The sequence below is a fragment of the Nocardia bovistercoris genome (genome assembly GCF_015674855.1).
GTDB lineage: Bacteria > Actinomycetota > Actinomycetes > Mycobacteriales > Mycobacteriaceae > Nocardia > Nocardia bovistercoris.
In genome coordinates, this window is sequence record NZ_JADMLG010000016.1 from 122092 (window position 1) to 143806 (window position 21715).

General features: G+C 68.2%; 23 protein-coding genes. 11 read left to right on the plus strand and 12 right to left on the minus strand.

Going from position 1 to position 21715, the window contains the following annotated elements; genetic code table 11:
- Positions 1–117 precede the first annotated feature (117 nt).
- The gene (locus IT779_RS30540; RefSeq protein ID WP_196152921.1) at positions 118–399 is read left to right on the plus strand and encodes a YiaA/YiaB family inner membrane protein; all 282 of its coding nucleotides are present in this window, start codon (positions 118–120) and stop codon (positions 397–399) included.
- Between the two features lie 64 nt (positions 400–463).
- Here IT779_RS30540 and purL read toward each other — a convergent pair whose 3' ends face one another.
- Positions 464–2758, minus strand: coding sequence for a phosphoribosylformylglycinamidine synthase subunit PurL (gene purL / locus IT779_RS30545; RefSeq protein ID WP_196152922.1), 2295 nt, complete (start codon positions 2756–2758; stop codon positions 464–466).
- Positions 2759–2969: 211 nt separating this feature from the next.
- On the opposite strand from purL, the gene IT779_RS30550 reads away from it, so the two are divergent.
- The 6 genes from IT779_RS30550 to IT779_RS30575 all read left to right on the plus strand — a co-directional run bounded on the left by IT779_RS30550 (position 2970) and on the right by IT779_RS30575 (position 6186).
- Positions 2970–3320 (plus strand): hypothetical protein, encoded by a 351-nt coding sequence (locus IT779_RS30550; protein ID WP_196152923.1) that lies wholly within the window; start codon positions 2970–2972, stop codon positions 3318–3320.
- The gene (locus IT779_RS30555) at positions 3317–3781 is read left to right on the plus strand and encodes a MerR family transcriptional regulator (protein ID WP_196152924.1); all 465 of its coding nucleotides are present in this window, start codon (positions 3317–3319) and stop codon (positions 3779–3781) included. Before IT779_RS30550 ends, IT779_RS30555 begins: the two co-directional genes overlap by 4 nt.
- A complete protein-coding gene (locus IT779_RS30560; RefSeq protein ID WP_196152925.1) occupies positions 3771–4082 on the plus strand; it encodes a hypothetical protein in 312 nt (103 codons plus the stop codon). Before IT779_RS30555 ends, IT779_RS30560 begins: the two co-directional genes overlap by 11 nt.
- A 167-nt stretch (positions 4083–4249) precedes the next feature.
- Positions 4250–5524 (plus strand): glycosyltransferase 87 family protein, encoded by a 1275-nt coding sequence (locus IT779_RS30565; protein ID WP_332839042.1) that lies wholly within the window; start codon positions 4250–4252, stop codon positions 5522–5524.
- Between the two features lie 135 nt (positions 5525–5659).
- Positions 5660–5833: a FitA-like ribbon-helix-helix domain-containing protein gene (locus tag IT779_RS38610; RefSeq protein ID WP_196152927.1), complete on the plus strand. Its 174-nt coding sequence runs from the start codon at positions 5660–5662 to the stop codon at positions 5831–5833.
- Positions 5830–6186, plus strand: coding sequence for an immunity 51 family protein (locus IT779_RS30575; RefSeq protein ID WP_196152928.1), 357 nt, complete (start codon positions 5830–5832; stop codon positions 6184–6186). Before IT779_RS38610 ends, IT779_RS30575 begins: the two co-directional genes overlap by 4 nt.
- Here IT779_RS30575 and IT779_RS30580 read toward each other — a convergent pair whose 3' ends face one another.
- Positions 6187–7464 (minus strand): M18 family aminopeptidase, encoded by a 1278-nt coding sequence (locus tag IT779_RS30580; protein WP_196152929.1) that lies wholly within the window; start codon positions 7462–7464, stop codon positions 6187–6189.
- Positions 7465–7861: 397 nt separating this feature from the next.
- Complete coding sequence (locus IT779_RS38615; RefSeq protein WP_332839043.1) at positions 7862–8461, minus strand: MarR family winged helix-turn-helix transcriptional regulator; 600 nt, start codon at positions 8459–8461, stop codon at positions 7862–7864.
- Between IT779_RS38615 and IT779_RS30590 the strand changes: the two genes are divergently transcribed.
- Positions 8342–9409, plus strand: coding sequence for a substrate-binding domain-containing protein (locus IT779_RS30590; protein WP_196152931.1), 1068 nt, complete (start codon positions 8342–8344; stop codon positions 9407–9409). The genes IT779_RS38615 and IT779_RS30590 overlap by 120 nt on opposite strands.
- Positions 9410–9413: 4 nt before the next feature.
- On the opposite strand, the gene purQ is transcribed toward IT779_RS30590, so the two are convergent.
- Together purQ and purS are read right to left on the minus strand one after the other, a co-directional pair.
- Positions 9414–10091 carry a phosphoribosylformylglycinamidine synthase subunit PurQ gene (gene purQ, locus IT779_RS30595; protein WP_196152932.1) on the minus strand — a complete coding sequence of 226 codons (678 nt, stop codon included), beginning with the start codon at positions 10089–10091 and terminating at the stop codon, positions 9414–9416.
- The gene (purS, locus tag IT779_RS30600; RefSeq protein WP_196152933.1) at positions 10088–10324 is read right to left on the minus strand and encodes a phosphoribosylformylglycinamidine synthase subunit PurS; all 237 of its coding nucleotides are present in this window, start codon (positions 10322–10324) and stop codon (positions 10088–10090) included. The genes purQ and purS overlap by 4 nt, the downstream gene beginning before the upstream one ends.
- A 124-nt stretch (positions 10325–10448) precedes the next feature.
- Between purS and IT779_RS30605 the strand changes: the two genes are divergently transcribed.
- A complete protein-coding gene (locus IT779_RS30605) occupies positions 10449–11093 on the plus strand; it encodes an MBL fold metallo-hydrolase (RefSeq protein ID WP_196152934.1) in 645 nt (214 codons plus the stop codon).
- Positions 11094–11425: 332 nt separating this feature from the next.
- On the opposite strand, the gene IT779_RS30610 is transcribed toward IT779_RS30605, so the two are convergent.
- On the minus strand, positions 11426–11857 hold the full coding sequence (locus IT779_RS30610) for a hypothetical protein (protein ID WP_196152935.1): 432 nt from the start codon (positions 11855–11857) through the stop codon (positions 11426–11428).
- Between the two features lie 452 nt (positions 11858–12309).
- On the opposite strand from IT779_RS30610, the gene IT779_RS30615 reads away from it, so the two are divergent.
- A complete protein-coding gene (locus IT779_RS30615; protein WP_232542258.1) occupies positions 12310–13722 on the plus strand; it encodes a glutamate decarboxylase in 1413 nt (470 codons plus the stop codon).
- A gap of 240 nt (positions 13723–13962) precedes the next feature.
- On the opposite strand, the gene IT779_RS30620 is transcribed toward IT779_RS30615, so the two are convergent.
- Both IT779_RS30620 and IT779_RS30625 read right to left on the minus strand, forming a co-directional pair.
- Positions 13963–14664, minus strand: coding sequence for a DUF2334 domain-containing protein (locus IT779_RS30620; RefSeq protein WP_196152936.1), 702 nt, complete (start codon positions 14662–14664; stop codon positions 13963–13965).
- A 134-nt stretch (positions 14665–14798) separates the two neighbouring features.
- Positions 14799–16946 (minus strand): S9 family peptidase, encoded by a 2148-nt coding sequence (locus IT779_RS30625; RefSeq protein WP_196152937.1) that lies wholly within the window; start codon positions 16944–16946, stop codon positions 14799–14801.
- A 97-nt stretch (positions 16947–17043) separates the two neighbouring features.
- On the opposite strand from IT779_RS30625, the gene IT779_RS30630 reads away from it, so the two are divergent.
- On the plus strand, positions 17044–18093 hold the full coding sequence (locus IT779_RS30630; RefSeq protein ID WP_196152938.1) for a DUF2330 domain-containing protein: 1050 nt from the start codon (positions 17044–17046) through the stop codon (positions 18091–18093).
- Position 18094: 1 nt separating this feature from the next.
- On the opposite strand, the gene IT779_RS30635 is transcribed toward IT779_RS30630, so the two are convergent.
- From IT779_RS30635 to IT779_RS30650, 4 genes are all read right to left on the minus strand, one after another.
- Positions 18095–18994, minus strand: a complete 900-nt coding sequence (locus IT779_RS30635) for an alpha/beta hydrolase (RefSeq protein WP_232542259.1) — start codon at positions 18992–18994, stop codon at positions 18095–18097.
- A 163-nt stretch (positions 18995–19157) separates the two neighbouring features.
- Complete coding sequence (locus IT779_RS30640; RefSeq protein WP_196152940.1) at positions 19158–19583, minus strand: HIT family protein; 426 nt, start codon at positions 19581–19583, stop codon at positions 19158–19160.
- A 57-nt stretch (positions 19584–19640) separates the two neighbouring features.
- Positions 19641–21062 carry an adenylosuccinate lyase gene (gene purB, locus IT779_RS30645; protein ID WP_196152941.1) on the minus strand — a complete coding sequence of 474 codons (1422 nt, stop codon included), beginning with the start codon at positions 21060–21062 and terminating at the stop codon, positions 19641–19643.
- A 7-nt stretch (positions 21063–21069) separates the two neighbouring features.
- A complete protein-coding gene (locus IT779_RS30650) occupies positions 21070–21699 on the minus strand; it encodes a TetR/AcrR family transcriptional regulator (RefSeq protein WP_196152942.1) in 630 nt (209 codons plus the stop codon).
- Between the last annotated feature and the right edge of the window lie 16 nt (positions 21700–21715).

Below are 21715 nucleotides of genomic sequence, written 5' to 3' on the forward strand. Positions count from 1 at the left end.
GCGCGCCGCCGGGTCGCCACGCGGTCGGCGGGGCGCAGATCACACCGGCGACTACCCACGCGTCTCGAGTACTTCTACACGGTCGGCGCCGCCGCGAACGCCGCATACTCGATAACCATGAGCACTCCCAACGCCCGGCCGAAAACGACCTCGGCCTATGTCGCCCAGGCCGCGATCGCGTTCGGTATCAGCTTGTTCGGGGCGGGTATCGGCATCTTCTACCTACCGCTCGACATCTGGCAGCGCGGCTTCCTCGGCATGACCGTGCTGTTCCTGGTGACCAGCACGTTCACCCTCGCCAAAGTGGTGCGGGATCAACACGAATCGGCCTCGGTCACCGAGCGCATCGATCAGGCGCGCCTGGAAAAGCTGATAGCCGAACACGATCCGTTCAAATAGCGGGCAGTGCGGTCCACCCGGCGAGCCCCGCCACGAGGGGTCTCGGCTCGCCGGGTCGGCGCGCTCAGCTCGCCGCCGAACCGAACAGTTTCGGCAGTGTGCCCTCGTAGGCGGTGCGCAGTTCGGCGAGGGTGATGGAGAACTGACCCTGCACCTCGATCGAATCCGAACCCTGGTCGACCACGCCGATCCTGGCCCACGGCAGGCCGCGCGCCTCGCACATCTTCGTGAACCGGGTCTCCTCGGTGCGCGGCACCGCGACCAGCACGCGGCCCGTCGATTCGGAGAACAGCGCGACGAACGGGTCGGCGCCCTCGGGCAGCAGCACGCGGCAGCCGGTCTCACCCGCGAGCGCCGCCTCGACCACGGTCTGGGCGAGCCCGCCCTCGGACAGGTCGTGCGCGGCGCTGATCAAGCCGTCACGTGACCCGGCGGTGAGGATCTCGGCGAGCAACTGCTCACGGGCGAAGTCCACCTTCGGCGGCACCCCGCCGAGGTGATCGTGGGCGACCTGCGACCAGATGGAGCCGCCGAATTCGTCGTTGGTGTCGCCGAGCAGGATCAGCGTCTCCCCCGGCTCCAGGCCGAGACCGGTCGGGATGCGCCGGTGCACATCGTCGATGACGCCGAGGACGCCGACCACCGGGGTCGGCAGGATGGCGTCCTGGCCCGTCTGGTTGTAGAAGCTGACATTGCCGCCGGTCACCGGGATGCCGAGGGCCACACAGCCGTCGGCGAGCCCGCGCACGGCCTGCTGGAACTGCCACATCACGCCCGGATCCTCGGGCGAACCGAAGTTGAGGCAGTTGGTGACGGCCTTCGGGGTGGCGCCGGTGGTCGCGACATTGCGGAACGCCTCGGCCAGTGCCAGTTGCGCGCCCGTGTACGGGTCGAGTTTGGTGTAGCGCCCTGACGCGTCGGTGGCCAGCGCGATACCGCGACCGGTCTGCTCATCGATGCGGATCACACCGGCGTCGGCGTGTTCGGCCAGCACCGTGTTGCCGCGTACGTAGCGGTCGTACTGTTCGGTGATCCACTTGCGGCTGCACAGCTGCGGACTCGAGATCATCGCCAGCAGCGTCGCCCGCAGTTCGTCGGCGGACGCCGGGCGCGCGAGCCGGTCGGGTGTGTCGGCGATCAGCGCGTCCTGCTCGTCGGGGCGGCGCACCGGGCGCTCGTAGACCGGGCCCTCGTGCGCGACCGTGCGCGGCGGCACATCGACGACGGTCTCGCCGTGCCAGGTGACCACGAGGCGCTCACCGTCGGTGACCTCGCCGATGACGGTGGCCAGCACATCCCATTTCTTGCACACGGCCATGAACGCGTCCACGTTCTCGGGGGTGACCACCGCGCACATGCGCTCCTGCGATTCGCTGGACAGGATCTCGGCCGGGGTCATGTCGGCCGCGCGCAACGGGACCTTGGTCAGGTCGATGTGCATGCCGCCGTCGCCCGCGGCGGCGAGTTCGGAGGTCGCGCAGGACAGGCCCGCGCCGCCGAGGTCCTGGATGCCGACGACGAGGTCGGCCGCGTACAGCTCGAGACAGCACTCGATGAGCACCTTCTCGGTGAACGGGTCACCGACCTGCACGCTCGGCAGTTTCTTGCGACCACCGGAGGATTCGTCGCCGGAGAAGGAATCCGAGGCGAGCACCGAGACTCCGCCGATGCCGTCGAGGCCGGTGCGCGCGCCGAACAGGATGATCTTGTTGCCCGCGCCGGAAGCGAAGGCCAGATGCAGGTCCTCGACCCGCATGACGCCCGCGCACAGCGCGTTCACCAGTGGATTGCCCTGGTAGGAGGCATCGAAGACGGTTTCTCCACCGATATTGGGCAGGCCGAGCGAATTGCCGTAGCCGCCGACCCCGCGCACCACGCCGTCGACGACGCGCTTGGTGTCGATCGCGTCCGCCGCGCCGAAACGCAGCTGGTCCATGACGGCGACCGGCCGCGCGCCCATGGCCATGATGTCGCGCACGATGCCGCCGACGCCGGTCGCGGCGCCCTGATACGGCTCGACGTAGGAGGGATGGTTGTGGCTTTCCACCTTGAAGGTGACCGCCCAGCCGTCGCCGACATCGACGACGCCCGCGTTCTCACCGATGCCGGCGAGCATGGCCGAACGCATCTCGTCGGTGGTGCTCTGGCCGAAGTAGCGCAGATGCACCTTGGACGACTTGTACGAGCAGTGCTCGCTCCACATCACCGAGTACATCGCCAGCTCGGCATCCGTCGGCCTGCGGCCGAGGATTTCCTTGATGCGGGCGTACTCGTCGTCCTTGAGGCCCAGCTCCTTGTATGGCTGCGGGGCATCGGGGGTGGCTGCGGCTGCGCTGACGGTATCGACCTGCGTAGTCACGGAGTACCAAGGTCCTTTCGGCCGGACAAGGAGGCGACGAGCCGACGAGCCGACGTTCATCGTTGGAAGCGGTGTCACCGATGGCGGGCGAGATGCCTGCGGCCAGTCTAGAGGGGAGGTCGGCGCCGCTTCGCACCTGAGTGCCCCGGCCGCGACCTACTTCGCGTTCGGGGTTGCATCCGGTACCGGGGTACAGGTTTACCGTGATGCCATGACCGATAGTGACCTGCCCGAACAGATGCGGAATCTGTCCGCGTGCACCCTGCCCACCGCCGAACGCCCGACCCGGCTCGGCGAGTTCGACCGGTTCTTCACCGACTTTGTCGGCGCCACCGCGCGCCCGGCCCCGACCCGCCTGGAACTGCGACTCGAAGGCGGCGACGCCGAGCCGGTCGGGCGGGACCTGGCGGCACGGGAGTCGGCGTGCTGCTCGTTCTTCACCTTCACCTTCACACCGGACCCGACCGGCACCGTCATGGCGATCGAGGTGCCCGACCGGCACGTCGACGTCCTCGACACCCTCGCCAGGCGCGCCGAGACCGCCGTGCGGGCGCGGGGATGAACACCGGCTTGCGCAGCGGGCAGCTGGCCGCCGCGGCGGGAGTGAACGCCCAGACGCTGCGCTACTACGAACGCCGCGGCCTGCTCGCCGAACCGGATCGCTCGCTCGGCGGGCACCGCATCTACCCGGAGCAGGCGGTGACGGTGCTGCGGGTGATCAAGGCCGCCCAACGCCTCGGATTCACCCTCGACGAGGTCGGCGAACTGCTGGAAGCCACCCACTACGGCCGCCGCGACACCGACGCCGGACTGCGCGCCCGCGCCGCCGCGAAACTGGTCGAGATCGACGCGAAACTCGCCGAACTCACCGCGGTACGCGACACCCTGCGCGCCGCACTCGACGCGGGCTGTGTCGACCTGGTCGAATGCAGCGCGCACCCGTCCTGCCCGGTCCCGTTCGACCACGAAGGCCGCGACCTGACGATCGCCGAGACCGAAACGGGTGGACGCTGTGGCTGCTGAACTCGACAGACCAGGCCGCCGCTGGTTCGCGCCGATCGGACTCGGCGCGGCGCTGTGCGTGGCGTGCTGCCTTGCGCCGATCCTCATCGCGGCCGGGGTGATCGGCGGCGGCGCACTGCTGGTCGGCCTGTCCTGGTTGGAACCGCTCGGCTTCGCCCTCATCGGCCTCGGCATCGTCGGGCTGCTCTGGTCGCGCGCCCGTGCCCGCCGCATCGGATGCGATAGCGGCAGTTCCGACCGAGACGCGGGATGTTCGAACACCGGCTGCGGATGCGCGGATACCGCCACGCTGCGCGCCTGATCGCCCCGTGCCGGCACCCGCATCCGCGATGCTAGTAGAGCTATGACCTGTTCCGCCTGCCTCAGGCAAGTCCTGGACCGGTCCTCGCCCCAGGGCTGATCGCGCTCGCGGCGATGCCCCTCGGACCGGCGGTCGGGGGTGGGGCGCACACCGATACTCTGTGGGTCGTGACAGAACGCGCGCGGGTCGCGAAAGCGGCGAATGACCCGACTGCCACCGACTCGGTCGACCAGCACGAGTCCCCCGTCACCCGGCATCGCGTGCGTCTGCTCTCGGCCGCCGTTGGGCTGTTCGGTATCTCGGTTCTGGTCGCGTTCCTCGTGCACTGGTGGGGTGGATACCTCGATCTGCAGGTCTATCGCAACGGCGCGCGGGTCTGGCTCGACGGCGGCGAACTGTACGGACCGATGCCGCCGGTGGGTGGGATCGGACTGCCGTTCACCTACCCGCCGCCCGCCGCCCTGTTCTTCGTGCCGCTTGCGGTGCTGCCGCTGGTGTTGGCCGAAATCGTGGTGGTGCTCACCAATGTGGCCTGTCTGAGCATCGTGCTGTGGCTGGTGCTGACCCGCCTGCGTCCCGAACTCGATCGCTTCGCCACCCTGACGGCACTGATCGCCATCGTCGGCTGCGCGAACTTCCTCGAGCCGGTGCGCGCCACCTTCGGCTTCGGCCAGATCAACCTGGTGCTGATGGCCGCCATCGCGCTGGACTGCCTGGCGCGCAAGCCGTTCTGGCCGCGCGGCATGCTCATCGGCATCGCGGTGTCGGTCAAACTCACGCCAGCGGGCTTCCTGCTGTACTTCCTGCTGCGCCGCGACTGGAAAGCCGCGGGCACCCTCGTCGTCTCCGCGATCGCCGCCATCGGCCTCGGATTCTTGCTTTTTCCAGGCGATTCGGTGGAGTACTGGTTCAACACGGTCGCCGACACCGGACGCATCGGCCCGCCGTACTACGCGGGCAACCAGTCCCTCAAAGGCATGGCCTTCCGTCTCGGCGTCCCCGACACCGCGGCCACCGTGATCTGGATCGCACTGTCGCTGGTTGTGCTCGCTCTCGCGGCGGTGTGGATGCACCGCCTCATCACCGCGGGCGCAACGGTGGCCCCACTGCTGGTGAACGCGGCCGCCATACTGCTGGTCTCACCGGTCTCGTGGTCACACCACTGGGTCTGGGTCGCGCCCGCCCTGCTCGTCGTCGCCGACGGCATCGTCCGCGGCGCCCGACAGCGGTGGTACCTGATCACCGTCGGCGCCCTCACCGCACTCCTACTCGCGGGCCCACACTTCCTGCTCCCGCACTCCAACGACCGCGAACTCGACTGGGCTTGGTGGCAACAAATCCTCGGCAGCAGCTACGTACTCGCCGCACTGGGCGTGTTCATCGCCGCGATCGCGCTGTACCGCCCGCCGGTAAGGACCGAGTCGGCGGCGAACACGACATAGCGCAACGGCAACGCACGATCGATTCTTCATCGGGTGCGGTCGTGCACATTCGGATGTGGAGGTCGATATCGGCTCGAAGTTTCCGCCTGCCGGTCCGACCGCCATACGTGATGGCGGCTGAGAGGAGCCCTACCGATGAAGACCGTGCTGATCAGAAATCTGAGCGACGACGTGTACCGCGCCATCTGCCTGCGCGCAGCCGCTCACGGACGCAGCGTCGAAGCCGAGATCCGGGCCATCCTCACCGCCGCCGTGCGACCGGACGCGCAGATTGAACCCGGCAGCCGCGTCGTAGAGTTCGGCGGGTGACCGATCGTGAGACCTTTGCTCCCTTGGTGTTCTTCGAATACGACCACAAGCCCGGCAACTACTGCCTGATGCTCAGCGACGACAAGATGCTCGCGACCCAAGAGGTGTTCGCCGCCGCCGGTTACGAAGGCGGCGGTTACGACTGGGCCGGGGTCGCGCGGTCGGCCGTGCACGCGCGACTGCCCGAGTCGGCCGACCGGATCCGCTTCGATCCCGAGGCGGGCATGTTCGTTGCCTACGGCGCCGACCCTGACGCGCTGCGCGCACTGGGCGCGATCCTGCGCGACGCGGTGCACGACCACGAACTGCTCGCCGAGTTCATCCGCACCGGCGACCCCGACTGGTTCGACTGATCACGCGGGGGTGAGGAAGGCCGCGAGCGCCGACGCGTAAGTGGGCACGTCGGCCGCGCCCATCAGTTCGCGCGCGGAGTGCATGGCCAACTGGGGTGCGCCGACGTCGACGGTGGAGATGCCGGTGCGGGCTGCGGTCATCGGGCCGATGGTGGATCCGCAGGGCAGGTCGGCGCGATGCACATAGCGCTGCAACGGAACTCCGGCCTGTGCGCAGGCCAGCGCGAACGCGCCCGCGCCGGACGCGTCGGTGGCGTAGCGCAGGTTCTGGTTGACCTTCAGCACCGGGCCGCCGTTGACCTCGATGCGGTGCGCGGGCTCGTGCCGTTCGGGATAGTTCGGGTGTGTGGCGTGCGCCATATCACCCGAGGCGCACACCGAATCCGCCAGCGCGGCGAGGAATTCCGCGCGACCGCCGCCGCGGGCGAGCACCACGCGCTCCAACACCGCAGGCAGCAGATCCGACTGCGCGCCGCGATCGGATTGGCTGCCGACCTCCTCGTGGTCGAAGACGGCGAGCACCGGCACGGCGGCGCCCGGCTCATCCACCGCGGCCAGGAAAGCGTGCAGCCCCGCGTAGCAGGTGCCCTGGTTGTCCAGTCGCGGTGCGCTGACCAGATCGCCGTCGCGGCCGATGATCCGACTCGGCGCGAGATCGTGGGTCATCAACTCCCAGCCGAGGACATCGCCCGCCCGCACCTGCGCCCGCTCGGCGACGAACTCCAGGAAGGACCGTGGCTCGGCGCCGACTCCCCACACCGCGTTCACGTGCCGCTGCGGGTCGAGGGTGACCCCGCGCCGCTCCTCGGACAAGTGAATGGCCAGCTGCGGCACCCGCAGGATCGGTTCGTCGACGCGAACCACGTGCTCGCGCACCGCATCTCCCGCGCGCACGCTCAACCGCCCCGAAATGCCGAGGTCGCGGTCGAGCCATGAGTTCAGCAGCACACCGCCGTAGGGCTCTAGCCCGACCACCTGCCAGCCCGCCACCACCAGATCGGGGTGCTGTTTGACCCGCAGGTTCGGGCTGTCGGTGTGCGCGCCGACCACCCGGAATCCGGCGCCGCCCGCGCCTTCACCCCACGCCACGAGCGACCCGCCGCGCACCACGTAGTACCGACCGGGCGCGGCAGGCCACGCCGCGGCTTCGGCCAGTCGCGTGAACCCGCGCGCCTCCAATTCCGCCGCGATCGTGCGGCACACGTGGAACGGCGAGGGCGACGCGTCGATGAACGCGCACATCCCGGCGGCTGTAGCGGACGTTGTCGAAACCGGCATGCCAGCGATCCTATTGCCTGCCGAAGTCGATCGTCCCGGCCGCGTCACCCGCGCCACACGGGGCGACACGCGGAAATACACGAGGCGGTGCGGTGCGCATTTCCGGTTTCCCGGTATGCGCCGCGGGCGAGTACCGCATGGCGATGATTCGATTCGAAATCATCTAATTGCGAACGCAATGTTGCGAATGCCGTCCCGACGGCACAGTTGTGTAACCGCGATATTGCGCCGCAATGTCCGGTTCGTCACGGAAGCCCGGTTCAATTGTTGACGCGACCACTATTCGAAGAATACCGCGAGACGACCAATTGACCGACCGTCCATCTTGTTCGGTTGGAAGTTCGAGCCGATCGGTTATTACCCAGACGCGCCACGCCTGAATCCCCCTCGGGGAGATTCAGTCGCCCGAGTTCGCGACCTGATCGAGCAGCCGCAGCAGTTCCGCGTACCGGCGAGCGCCGATACGCGACTGTAATGCCTGCTCGGCACGGATTTCCTCGGTGCGAACCGCAGTGACGAGCTCAGCGCCGAGATGGCTGAGACCGATCAGGATCCGACGGCGGTCCTCCTCGGCGGCCACCCGGAAGATCAGGCCGCGCTCGGCGAGATAATCGGCGTGCCGGGTCGCCGAGGACGGCGGCAACTGACTGCGCGAAGCCAATTCCGTCATGGTCACCCCGACCTCTGTGGACAAATTGCACAGCATCGTCCACTGATCAGCCGACAGTTGTTTGGCGCACAACGCGTCGTCGAGGCGTTGTAGCCAACGTCGCTCCGCTGCTCGCAGCGCGCCATGCAGCGTGGAATATCCGCTTACAATGGTCGTCATAAATTCCGCCCGCCATGAATTTCGCTCGAACGAGAAGAAGAGTACCCAATGTGCGCGTTCGGCGACTATCCAGAGGCAACACTGGAGATCATCAACATTGTGCCGAGGCGGGGACCAGCCGGGATCATCGCGCCATCCTGCGACGCCGCCACCGCCCTTGCTGTCCACGAAATCAACAGCGGCACAGGCATACTCGGGCGCGAACTACGCGTGACGACCATCGACGGCGGGCGTTGCCCGCAGGTGGTGGCGAACGAGGTGTCGGCGTTGCTCGCCACCGGCATGGTGCACGCCATCACCGGCTGCCACGCCTCCTCGGTGCGCCGCGCGGTCGCGACCGCCAACGCCGGACGGGTGCCCTACCTGTTCGCCACCGCCCACGAGGGCCTCGATGAACAGCCCGGCGTCTTCCTGCTCGGCGAACATCCCGCGAGCCACACTCTGGCCGCCGTGCGGTGGCTGCGACGCGAATACGGCGTCCGGCGACTCGCGATCATCGGCAGCGACTACATCTGGCCGCGCGAAACGGCGCGCGCGGTGCGGCGCAGCCTGCCCGATCCCGCCGATATCGTGCTGGAACAGTTCGTGCCGATCGGCGCCGCCGACTTCAGGAGCTTCCTGCGCGAGCCCGCCCTCGACCGCGCCGACTGCGTCCTGATCCTGCTGGTCGGCGCGGAGATAGCGCACTTCAACCGGCAGTTCGCCGCGGCGGGCCGCACCGCGCCGCGACTGAGTCCGGCCACCGACGAGAACGTGCTGCTCGCGGGCGGCCCCGACGCCAATCGCGACCTGTACGTCCCGTCCAGCTTCTTCCTGAGCGACCGCCTGCCCGACGGCCTCGCCCGCCGCATCCGCTACCGGCGCATGCACGGCGACTTCGCACCCGCGCTGACCAGCTTCGGCAATGCCGTCTACGAGGGCATGCACGCCCTGCGCGCCATCGCCGAATCGGTACGCTCGCTGCACGTGCCCGACCTGCACCGCGCGTTCACCACCGGCGTGCGCTTCCACACACCGGGCGGACTCCGCGACTTCCACGGCAACCAGGCCGTGCAGCCCTGCTATCTCGCGCGGGCCGCGGGCGTCGGCTTCGCCGTCGTCGACCGGATCTATTGACCGGCTACGCCGACACCAGAGTGTCGAGCACCGAAAGGAAAAGGCCCATGCCATCGTCGCTGGGACCGGTGAGCGGCTCGGTGGCGTGCTCGGGATGCGGCATCAGGCCGACCACCCGACCGTCGGCCGAGGCGATGCCCGCGATCGCGCGCTGCGAACCGTTCGGATTCGCGCCCGAGTAGCGGAACACCACGCGACCCTCGCCCTCCAGCTCGTCCAGCACCTGCGGGGACGCCTGGTAACGGCCCTCACCGGATTTCAGCGGGATGAGGATCTGGGCGCCGGGTTCGTAACGCGAGGTCCACGCGGTGCCGACCGACTCAACCGTGAGCCATTCGTCACGGCAGATGAAATGCAGCCCCTCGTTGCGGGTGAGCGCGCCGGGCAGCAGACCGGCCTCGCACAGCACCTGGAAACCGTTGCAGATGCCCAGAACCGGCAAGCCCTTGCGCGCGCCATCGACGACCTTGCCCATGACCGGCGCGAACCGGGCTATCGCGCCGGCGCGCAGGTAGTCGCCGTAGGAGAATCCGCCGGGCACGACCACCGCGTCGACCCCCTTGAGGTCCGCGTCGGCGTGCCACAGTTCGACGGCCTCGGCGCCCGAGCGGCGCACCGCACGCAGCGCGTCCACATCGTCCAGAGTTCCGGGGAAGGTGATGACACCGATCCGCGCGCTCATGAGACGCGGACCACCTTCCACTCCTCGATCACGGTGTTGGCCAGCAGCGCCTCGGCGATCTGCTCCAACTCGGCGTCGCTGACACTGTCGTCCACGTCGAGTTCGAACCGTTTGCCCTGCCGCACATCGATGATTCCGGCGAATCCGAGGCGCGGGAGCGCACCCGCGATGGCCTGTCCCTGCGGGTCCAGGATCTCGGCCTTCGGCATCACTTCGACCACGACTCGTGCCACGCGTTGCTCCTCGAGTGGTATTCGGGGGGTTACCCGGAAAGCCTAGTCGCCGTCGCGGGTCGCGGCGTCCTCGGGGGTCGGGTGAATCCGGCGTTCGCGAGCGGCGCGCGCATAGGGTGAACTCATGCGCATAGCCCACTTCGGCCACTCCTGCATTCTCGTCGAACTGCACGGCAAGAAGGTCCTGTTCGATCCGGGCACCTTCTCCCACGGATTCGAGGGCATCACCGGACTCGACGCGATCGCGGTCACCCATCAGCATCCCGATCACATCGACCCGGAGCGCATCGACGCGCTCCTCGACGCCAACCCGGACGCGCGCCTGCTCTCCGATCCGGAGACCGCGGCGCAGCGCGGCGGGCGTTGGGAGGCGGTGCGCGCGGGTCAGGTGCTCGATCTGGACGGCCTGCGGATCACCGGAGGCGGCGGCAGGCACGCCGTCATTCACCCGGAACTGCCCGTGATCGACAACACGGTCTTCCAACTCGGCACCGCCGACGACCCGAGCCAACTCGTCCACCCGGGCGACTCGCTGTGGGTGCCGTCCACTCCGGTCGGCGTGCTCGCCATCCCCGCCGCCGCCCCCTGGATGCGGATCAGCGAAGCCGTCGACTACCTGCGCTCGGTGCGGCCGCGCACGGCGATCCCCATCCACTTCGGCATCATCGAGCAGGCGGCGCGCGGCATCTATTTCGGCAGGCTCACCGAGATGGCGCCCCCGGCAACGGAATTCGCGCTCATCAGCCCCGAGGGCGACCGCGAGTTCTGATCCGGCGACGGCTCGTCGTGGCGCTTCGATACCCTCGCCCCGATCGGGCGGCCGTGCACGTCTCTACCGTCCGGTAGCCGGCGCTGCCGAAGGATTGCCGTAAAGCGCGAACTTCGCGATTCACTCGAATTCTTGCCCCCGGCCCTTCATTTCCGCGCGGCAGACGGGCCGGGTGACAAATGTTACCGACAAGTTCGGTACAACCACGAATGTAGCGACCGCAGAGCATTCCATGGCATGCTCCTAGGCCGGTCGACTCGCATTCTATTCTCGAATCAGCATGCAATCAGCTATCAGACCATCCGGTACGAATACCGATGGCCCGCCCGATATCAGGGCAGAACCTGCGGAACCGACTGCGGCGAGATCGCGCCGACCAGGATGCCGATGACGGTGCCCCACAGCGCGCCGTTGATCGCCCCGCCGATGGCTCCAGGAATCGCGCCGATGCCGCCGCCGAGCAGGCCCGCAGCGCCACCGAGGATTCCGGAGCCCGCCGCGCCGACCAACGCACCGGCAGCCGCGCCGTTCGCGAGTGGATCCGGGTTCTGCGCATCGGGATTCGTCGCCACCTCCTGCAGCGGCAGTCCGGCGGCGATCGGCGCGGCGGTCACCGGCTCGGCCACGAACCGCACGACCGCGGCGGGCGCCTGCGCCTGCGCGGGATCGGCCGATGCCACTCCGGCGAACCCAGCGACGACCGCGAGCGGCAGCGCCGCGACGATGCAGGTACGACGCGCATTCCTGATGGTGCTACGGAACATATCCCTGACCCCACTCTCCCCGACCCAAGACAAGGCCCGCGCATAGTCGCGGCGGGCAGTCAATTCATAGCGAACCTTGATTCGAATAGCAATATCTATACCGTCCAAGCCATTTCGATACGGTCACCGACGCGCCGATTCGGTGTGCAATACTCGCCGCGCCGCATTCACGATGACCGAATCGATCGTGACCGCCGTAGCGTCGGAGCCACTAATGCCAGAAGTTCGCCGACTCGCGCCCGCGACCGGTCATGGACTTCCGACCGACACGCCATCGATCGGTGCCGAAAGATAGCCCAACCGGCCCGATTCGACCGGTAGTCTCGATCATGAACACTGAGCTACACCGGAGTGCCGATAAACTGTCAAGCAAGACAACCAAATTCGCTGCGGCAGCCGCCCCCACCCGGGAGACTGGCAAACATTTGCCGCGAACCCGCGCCGGAGGCGATATGCCAGAAGAAGATATGCCGGAAGCCATCGAACCCGACGACCTGTTCGCCATGACCGGCCTGAGCCGTGGCGCACCCAAGGACGGATTCCCGGATCACGAGATGTTCCCCCAGGTCGCCTACGAGATCGTGCACGACGAACTGCTGCTCGACGGCGTCTCCCGCATGAATCTCGCCACCTTCTGCACCACCTGGGCCGACGACTACGCCCGCAGGCTCATGGCGGAATCGCTGGACAAGAACATCGTCGACAAGGACGAATACCCGCAGACCGCCGAACTCGAGCAGCGCTGCGTCCGCATGGTCGCCGACCTGTGGCACGCGCCCGACCCGGCCGCGCACGTCGGCACCTCGACCACCGGCTCGAGCGAGGCGGCCATGCTCGGCGGGCTCGCCGCCAAATTCCGCTGGCGCGCTCGCGGCGGCGCCGGAACCCCGAACTTCGTCTGCGGCCCGGTTCAGGTGTGTTGGGAAAAGTTCGCCCGCTATTTCGACGTCGAAATGCGCCGCATACCGCTGCGCGGCGACCGGCTGACCATGCATCCCGAGGACATCGCCGCCTACTGCGACGAGAACACCATCATGGTCGTGCCGACCTTCGGGCAGACCTACACCGGCCTGTTCGAGGACGTGGCGGGGATCAGCGCCGCGCTCGACGACATCGAGGCGAAGACCGGACTCGACATCCCCATCCACGTCGACGCCGCCAGCGGCGGATTCCTCGCCCCGTTCTGCGCCCCCGACCTGGTGTGGGACTTCCGGCTGCCGCGGGTGAAATCCATCAACGCCTCCGGCCACAAAACCGGCCTCGCCCCGCTCGGCGCGGGCTGGGCGATCTGGCGCGAACGCGCGGACCTGCCGCGCGAACTGGTCTTCGACGTCGACTACCTCGGCGGCTCCATGGCCACCTTCAACCTGAACTTCTCCAGGCCCGGCGGCCAGGCCATCACCCAGTACTACGACTTCATCCGCCTCGGGCGCCGAGGCTACTCCCGCGTCCAGAACGAGATCTACCGGGTCGCACAGCATCTCGCCGACGGACTCGGCGCGAGCGGACTGTTCGAGATGATCCACGACGGCGACCCGCGCCGCGGCATCACCGCGGTCTCCTGGCGGCTGCGCGAAACACAGGACTTCAACCTCTACGACCTCTCGGACCGGCTGCGCAGCCGCGGTTGGCTCATCGCCGCCTACCCGCTGCCCGCCGACCGCGACGACGAGACCATCATGCGCGCGGTGATCCGCCACGGCTTCACCCGCGACATGGTCGACCTGCTACTCGCCGACATGGACCGCTGTCTGACACTGCTGCGCAAACACCCGCTCGGCCTCACCCGAGCGGAAGCGGGCGGCTTCACCCACTCGGCCACCGCCGCCGTGCCCGCGGATCAGATCGCGTCCGCGCACGGCTGACCCGCACACAGCTCACGTACCCGCATGGGTGTCAGGCCCGCGCGAACGCGATACCGCCCGAAACCGTCCGCGTCACCCACGAACGCGACGCACCGGTGAACTCCGCGCCACGCTCGACGCCGCGCGTCGCCGCCCGCACACGCCAATTCCGGACGGCGACGCCGATCGGGCGTTCACGGGGTGGACCCGACCGGACCACCCGCGACGTCCCCGACCGCACCGCACCAATGGCGGCGTCTACTACGCCGCCCGATCCGCGGCGAACGGCTCCCAGCGATAGACCTCGCTGACGGCGCCGTGGTAAAGCGCCAGGTCGACGGCGTCGAGCACGGCCTGGCGCGGTCCCGAACGCTGCAACTGCGCGGCCGAGACCGCGAGCCGCAGCACACCGCCGCGCCGTGCGGTGCGCGCCGCGCCCATCACCAGCGCCCGGCACCACCACGGCTCGGCGCGGAAACCTTCGCCGATTCCGTACACCCGCGCGCGCTGCGCGATATTGCGCTCGAGGTCGATGATCGAGGTGAGCCCGAGCGCGAGCCGGAAACCCAGGTCGGGCAGCGCCTCGAGCGCGCCCGTCGAGATGTTCCAGCGCGGCGCGGCGAACAGCCGGGTCCGCAGTCGCGCCTGCTCCATGACCCGGTCCGCCGCCGTCAGCCGCAGCTTGGCCTCGTGCCTCGGCAGGGTGGCGAATTCGGCCCTGCGCCGCTTGGTGGCCGCCTGGTCGTAGCCGTGCAGCACGATCGCGTCGCCCTCGGCCCTGCGTTCGCGCAGCCACGACTGTGTCGCCGTGTCCTCGAGCAGCCGATACTTGCCTTTCAGGCGCGGCGCGACCAGCAGCGACAGCCGCACGTCCCGACGATCCATCTCGGCCGCGAATTCGATCGCGGCGGCACGGGTGGTATCCCGGATACCCGATACGGACACGATCAGCTCGGCGTTCATGGCGATACGATGTCAGGCCCACATGACCGGAACGTGCAGCCGATGTGACCGGGCGAAGAACTCCCCGTCACACTCCGTCATCGCGGCTTCCGGCCATCGACACCGGACACCGGCAACCCGCGGGCGAGCGATTCCTACTCGCCGGCGAGGCCGAGGATGTCGAGCATCCAGGCGTACTCGAAGGCCACTTCCTTCCACTTCTCGTATCGCCCGCTGACCCCGCCGTGCCCGGCGCTCATCTCGGTCTTGAGCAGCAGCGCGGCGTCGCCCGTCTTGGTCGCGCGGAGTTTCGCCACCCACTTGGCCGGCTCGACATACAGCACGCGGGTGTCGTTGAGGCTGGTGATCGCCAGAATCGCCGGATAGTCCTTGGCCTCGATGTTCTCGTACGGCGCGTAGGACTTCATGTAGTCGTAGACGTCCTTGTCCGCCAACGGATTTCCCCACTCGTCCCATTCGATGACGGTCAGCGGCAGACTGGGATCGAGGATCGAGGTCAGCGGGTCGACGAACGGGACGTTGGCGAGGATGCCCGCGAACAGTTCGGGCGCCAGATTCGCCACCGCGCCCATCAGCAATCCGCCCGCACTGCCGCCGTCGGCGACCATGCGGTCCGGCGCGGTGCGCCCGGAATCGACGAGATGGCGCGCGCAGGAGACGAAGTCGGTGAAGGTGTTCTTCTTGGTGAGGGTCTTGCCGTCCTCGTACCAGAGCCTGCCCATCTCGCCGCCGCCGCGCACATGCGCCACCGCGAAGACCGCGCCGCGATCGAGCAGCGACAGGCGCGCCACCGAGAACGACGGGTCCATACTGGCCTCGTAGGAGCCGTACCCGTAGAGCAGCAACGGTTTCGGGCCTTCGCCCGCGAACTCCTTCTTCCACACCAGTGAGATCGGGACCCGGATGCCGTCCTCAGCCACAGCCCAATCACGCTGCTGCGTATAGTCTTTCGAGTCGTAGCCGCCCAGCACCGGTTGTTGCTTGCGCAGCAGCAGCGCGCCGGTCGCAGGCACGTAGTCGAAGACCTGCATCGGGGTGATGAACGAGGTGAACCCGATGCGCAGGGTCGGCTGGTCCCACTCCGGGTTGGCGCCGGGGCCGACCGCGAACAACTCTTCGCCGAATTCGAGTTCGCGCAGTTCGCCATAGCCGCTGTCGGTCAGCGGCCACACCGCGACCCTGGTCAGCGCCTCGCGTCGATAGCTGAGCACCAGATGGTCGGCGAACGGGTCGACATCCTCGAGCCGCACGTCGTCGCGATGCCCGATCAACAGGGTCATATCCGACGGATCGGACACCGGGGCGTCGGCGAGCACGAAATTCTGCGCCTTCACCCCGTCCACCTCGTCGTTGTGCAGGATCAGGAAACGGTCGGCCCCCGCGATCACCGCGTGCTCCGCCGAATACTCGACGCCCTCGCGACGCGGCATGATGACCCGGAACTCGCCTTCGGGATCATCGGATTCCAACACCCACCCCTCGGTGGTGATCTTGGAACCCACCCAGATCATCAGGTACTTCTCCGACCGGGTCGCCCCGATGCTGACCCAGTAGCGCTCGTCGGGCTCGTGGAACACCCGCACGTCGGCGTCGTTCGCGGCGCCGAGGCGATGCCGCCACACGGTGTCGGGCCGCCACGACTCGTCCACCGTCTGATAGAAGATGTGGGTGCCGTCCAGCGACCAGGTCGCGCCGGGCGCCGTGCCCGCGACCTCGTCGCCGAGCAGCTCGCCGGAACGCAGATCCTTGACGCGCAGGGTGTAGCGCTCGTCACCGACGGTGTCCACCGAGTAGGCGAGCAGGTTCCCGTCGTGGCTGACCGAGAACGCGCCGAGCGCGAAGAAATCGTGGCCATCGGCCAGGATATTGCTGTCGATCAGTACCTGTTCGCCCGCGACCTCGGTGTCGGCGTCGAGCTGCGGCGGCGTCCACGCGTCGATGCCGTCGGCGCTCGCTTCGATCGGGCAGCGGCAGTGCACGCCGTACTGTTTGCCCTCGAAGCTGCGCGAGTAGTACCAGTACTCGCCCATCCGGGTCGGCACCGACAGGTCGGTCTCCAGGGTGCGCGACTTGATCTCGTCGAAGATCGTGTTCCGCAGGCCGTCCAGATGCGCGGTGCGCGCCTCGGTGTAGGCGTTCTCCGCCTCCAGATGCGCGATGACCTCGGGATTCTCCTTGTCCCGCAGCCATTCGTACTCGTCGACGTATACGTCGCCGTGATGCACCCGCTCGGTCGGCACACGCTTGGCGATCGGCGCCGCAACCACACTCTCGACAGACATGCGGTCCACCCTACTGTTCCCCGGTGTCACGTCCCCCCGAACGGCACAGCCCCCGATCCCCCCGATGGGGCGGTGCGCGCGCAAGTAGGCTCGCGGAATGCGCACTCAACTCGCCGCCCGCCTCGCCGCGGCCGCCGCGCTGTCGCTGGGCGCCCTCGGTCTCGGCGCGCTCGCACCGGCGTCGGCCTGTGCCTGCGGCGGCGTGGTCAGTCCGGGTAATGCCGCCGCCGTGCAGGACGAGGTCGCGCTCGCGGGCTGGGACGGCCGCCGCGAAACCATCGTGATGCGGCTGGGTCTCGAAGCGGAATCCGACCGCGCCGCACTCATCGTGCCGACTCCGAGCCCGGCCAGGGTCAGCGCAGGCACCGCGCAGACCTTCGCCGAACTCGCGCGCCTCACCGCACCCGAGATCGTCACCGAGCGGCGCTGGTTCGACACCGACGACTTCCGCGACGGCGCCACCGCGGCCGCACCGGGCGGCGGCGCGCCGACCGTACTCGAGCAGGTGCGGCTCGGCCCGATAGAGGCGACCACGTTGGCGGGCGGAACCCTGGACGGGCTGCGCGCCTGGCTCGCCGCCAACGGCTACGAGATGCGGCCCGAGGTGGTCGCGACCCTCGACCCGTACCTGAAGGAGAACTGGTCCTTCGTCGCGGTCCGGTTGACCGGCGAAGGCACGACGCTGCGCGGCGAACTCGACCCGATCCGCCTGAGTTTCGACTCCGAGCGTTTCGTCTACCCGATGCGGATGTCGAGCGCGGCGCGCGACCCGCAGTCGGTGCGACTGTACCTGCTCGGCGAACACCGGATGCGGCGTTCCGACGTCGACGCCGAAAAGCAGTACAACAACGTCGAATTCGCGGGCCGCATCGGCGACAGCACCGATCCGCAGTTGCGCGAACTGGCCGCCGACGGCCGCGACTACCTCACCGAGATCACCGTTGGCATCCACCAGCCCGCCGCCATCACCAGCGATTTCACGTTCACCGCGGCACCGAGCGACGACGGCTACCGCAAGCGGATAACCCTGGTCGACCACGTGGAGATCGCCGGATTCCCCGCGGGCACCGTCATTCTCGGCGCCGCGAGCCTCGCAGCGGTGGTCGTCTTGATCGCCGTGGTCCGGGTGGTGCGCAAACCGTCCTGACTCAGGCGCCGATCGCGGGTCCGATCGTGGCCCACGACGCGTGCAAGGTGTCCTGCCAGTAGGACCAGGAGTGAGTTCCGGTGGCGCTGTAGTCGATTCGCGCCGATATGCCCACCGTGCGCAACTGTCGGTCGAAGTTGAGGGTGCAGATGTTGACGCCCGCCTCGACCGGGCCGCCGAGGAAGATGTTCTCGGCCAGTTGCGGTTTCACCTCGGCCTCGTGCGGGCCGGGCACCCCGGTTCCGGTGGACAGGTATATCGCCTTGCCGCGCAAGCGATCCGCCATCCGTGACGGATCATGTTCGGCCCACGCCGGACTCCCCGGCGGACCCCACATGTTCAGCGGATTCCCGCCCCGATTGGCGATGGAGAACATCACCGCGCCGGTGGCGAGTCCGGTGTCGGGGCAGGCGCTGTATCCGGCGACCGCCTCGTACAACCACGGATTGCGGGCGGCGAGGATGAAGGCCGCGTTGCCGCCCATCGACAGTCCGCCGATGGCGTTGACGCCATTGCCGTCGAAGGTCGCGTCGATCAGCGGCGGCAGTTCCGAGGTCAGGAAGGTCTCCCACCGGTAGCGGCCGAAATGCGGGTCGTCCTGCTGCCAGTCGGTGTAGTAACCGGCCTGCCCGCCCACCGGGAGCACCACGTTGAGATTCTTGCCGCGGAAGAACGCCTCCGCGTCGGTGGCGTTGGTCCATGTGCTCTGGCCGACGCCGGGATCGAGTCCGTCGAGCAGGTAGTAGGACGGTCGCGAACCGCCGCCCGCCGGATGCAGGACGTCGACCTGGACGGTGCGGCCCATCGCCGGTGAGTCCACGAACAGCGACGCCCGGGTGGCGCTCACCTCATCGATGCGGACGATGCGCGCCGCCGCGGCCGTGGCCGGTTCGGTCACCATCGGACCGGCTAGAGCTAGCGCGAGCGTAAGCAACATTGCAGCTATCGTTCTTCGGTGCACTGCTCCACCTCCACCACAGCACAACAACGGCTTCAAAAGTAGCGCAAGCCGCCCGCGTGGCGGAAGGGATTCACGATGAGAGCCGTCCAACAGCAAACTGCCACTACCGACGCCCGAGCGCGCCGCGGATCGACGCGGCCAGGTAGTCCAGATCCGGACGCGGGGGACTCGTCGGCCGCCCGCGCAGCCCGAACCCGTCTCCCGGCGTGCGCGGAATCACATGCAGGTGCACGTGGAATACCTCCTGCCCCGCCATCACACCGTCGGCGAGAAAGAAATTCACACCGTCACACTGCACTTCACTGTCCCGCAACGCCCCGGCCAGCATCTGCCCCACCTGGAACAACTTGCCGCCCACAACCGGATCCAACTCGGCCAGCTCACGCGCGGCAACCTTAGGGATCACCAGCAGATGCCCCGGCGTCATAGGCCGAATATCCATGAACGCCACCACATCCTCGTCCTCGTACACCTTGGAAGCAGGCGCCCGCCCAGCAACGATTTCAGCGAAGATCGTGTACGGATTCACCCCGAAACCCTATCCCGACCGGGGTTTCGACACCGAACGGTCAGTGCGGGCCGAGGGTCAGAGGATCGGGGACGGGGTGTAGCGGGCGGCGTCGGGGTAGCGCTCGACGAGTTTCGTGACGGTTGCGACGACGTCTGTGACCTGGTCTTCGGCGGCGCCGATGAAGGCGGACTTGTCGGAAAGGGCGGTGTCGAGGGCCGGGCGGTCGAGGGGGAAGCGTGGGTCGGCGGCGAGGCGGTCGAGGAGGTCGGGTTCGCGGCCCTGTTCGCGCATGGCGAGCGCGACGGCCACGGCGTGTTCCTTGATGACCTCGTGGGCGGTCTCGCGGCCGACACCGGCGCGCACGGCGGCGATCAGCATGCGGGTGGTGGCCAGGAACGGCAGGTAGCGGTCGAGTTCGCGGGAGATCACGGCCGGGTAGGCCCCGAATTCGGCGAGCACCGTGAGGAAGGTCTCGATCATGCCGTCGATGGCGAAGAAGGCGTCCGGCAGCGCGACCCTGCGCACCACCGAGCAGAACACGTCGCCCTCGTTCCACTGCGCGCCCGCGAGTTCGGCGGCCATCGACGCATACCCGCGCAGCACCACCTGCAAGCCGTTGACCCGCTCGCAGGAACGGGTGTTCATCTTGTGCGGCATCGCCGAACTGCCGACCTGACCGGGCTGGAAGCCCTCGGTGACCAGTTCGTGGCCCGCCATCAACCGAATCGTGTGCGCGAACGAGGACGGCGCCGCGCCCACCTGCACCAGCGCGGAGATCACCTCGTGATCCAGCGACCTCGGATACACCTGACCGACGCTGGTCAGCACGGTCGCGAAACCGAGATGCCCCGCCACCTGCTGTTCGAGTCGCGCCAGTTTCGCCGGGTCGCCGCCGAGCAGGTCGAGCATGTCCTGGGCGGTGCCCATCGGCCCCTTGACGCCGCGCAGCGGGTAGCGGTCGATCAGCTCGCGCAGCCTGGTGAGCGCGATCAACAGTTCGTCGGCGGCGGAGGCGAACCGTTTGCCGAGGGTGGTGGCCTGGGCCGCGACATTGTGCGAACGGCCCGCCATGACCAGCGTGCGGTACTCGGCGGCGCGCTCGGCCAGCCGCGCGGCCACCGCGACCCCGTGCGCGTGCACGTGTTCCAGCGACAGCCGGATCTGCAACTGCTCCACGTTCTCGGTGAGATCGCGGCTGGTCATGCCCTTGTGCACGTGCTCGTGCCCGGCCAGCGCGTTGAACTCCTCGATCCGCGCCTTCACGTCGTGCCTGGTCACCCGCTCGCGCTCGGCGATGGAGGCCAGATCGACCCGCTCGACCACGCGCTCGTAGTCGGCGACCACGCCATCGGGCAGGTCGACCCCGAGTTCGGCCTGCGCGCGCAGCACCTCGAGCCACAACCGCCGCTCGAGCACGATCTTGTGTTCGGGTGACCAGAGACGCACCAGTTCGGGACTGGCGTACCGGGTGGCGAGGACATTCGGGACGAGGCTCACGAGTCCGTCAGTCTAGTGCCCGGAACCTGTCGGCTTGCTGCGGTATCGCGGGCGCCACGATATCGATCACCTCGAGCAGCGCGCCGCGCGCCATCCGACGCGGTTCCGGGTCGAGTTCGCTCAGCGCCGCGACGACCGCGCCGTCGACCACCGCGACCAATCGCCGCAACTGCTCCTGCCGCACCGACCGGTCGGAGCGGCGTAGGACATCGGCCAGCAACTCGTCGAGCTGGGCGCGTAGGCGTAACTGCACCTCGCGTAGCTCCGGGTGGCGTGCGGAAGCCACCGAACGCTCGTAGCGGGCGATCAGCTGGCCGCGCGCGGTCTCGTCGGATCCGATCAGCAGATCCAGCACGAGATCGACGGTCGCTTCCGCGCCGCGGCGCCGATGGCTCACCTCACCGACGCGCCTGCGCATCGCCTCGAGTTCGGCGTTGCCACTGAATTCGACCGCGCGGGCGATCAGATCTTCCAGTGATTCGAAATAGTAGGTGGTTGAGGCGAGCGGCAAATCCGCTCGCGTAGCGACCGAACGATGCCGTACCGCATCGAATCCGCCTTCGAGTAACAACTCGGCGGCGGCCGCTACCAGAGCCTGGCGACGCCGTTCGCCTTTCGGGGTCGTCGCGGTTATCACCGTGCCATCGTGCCAG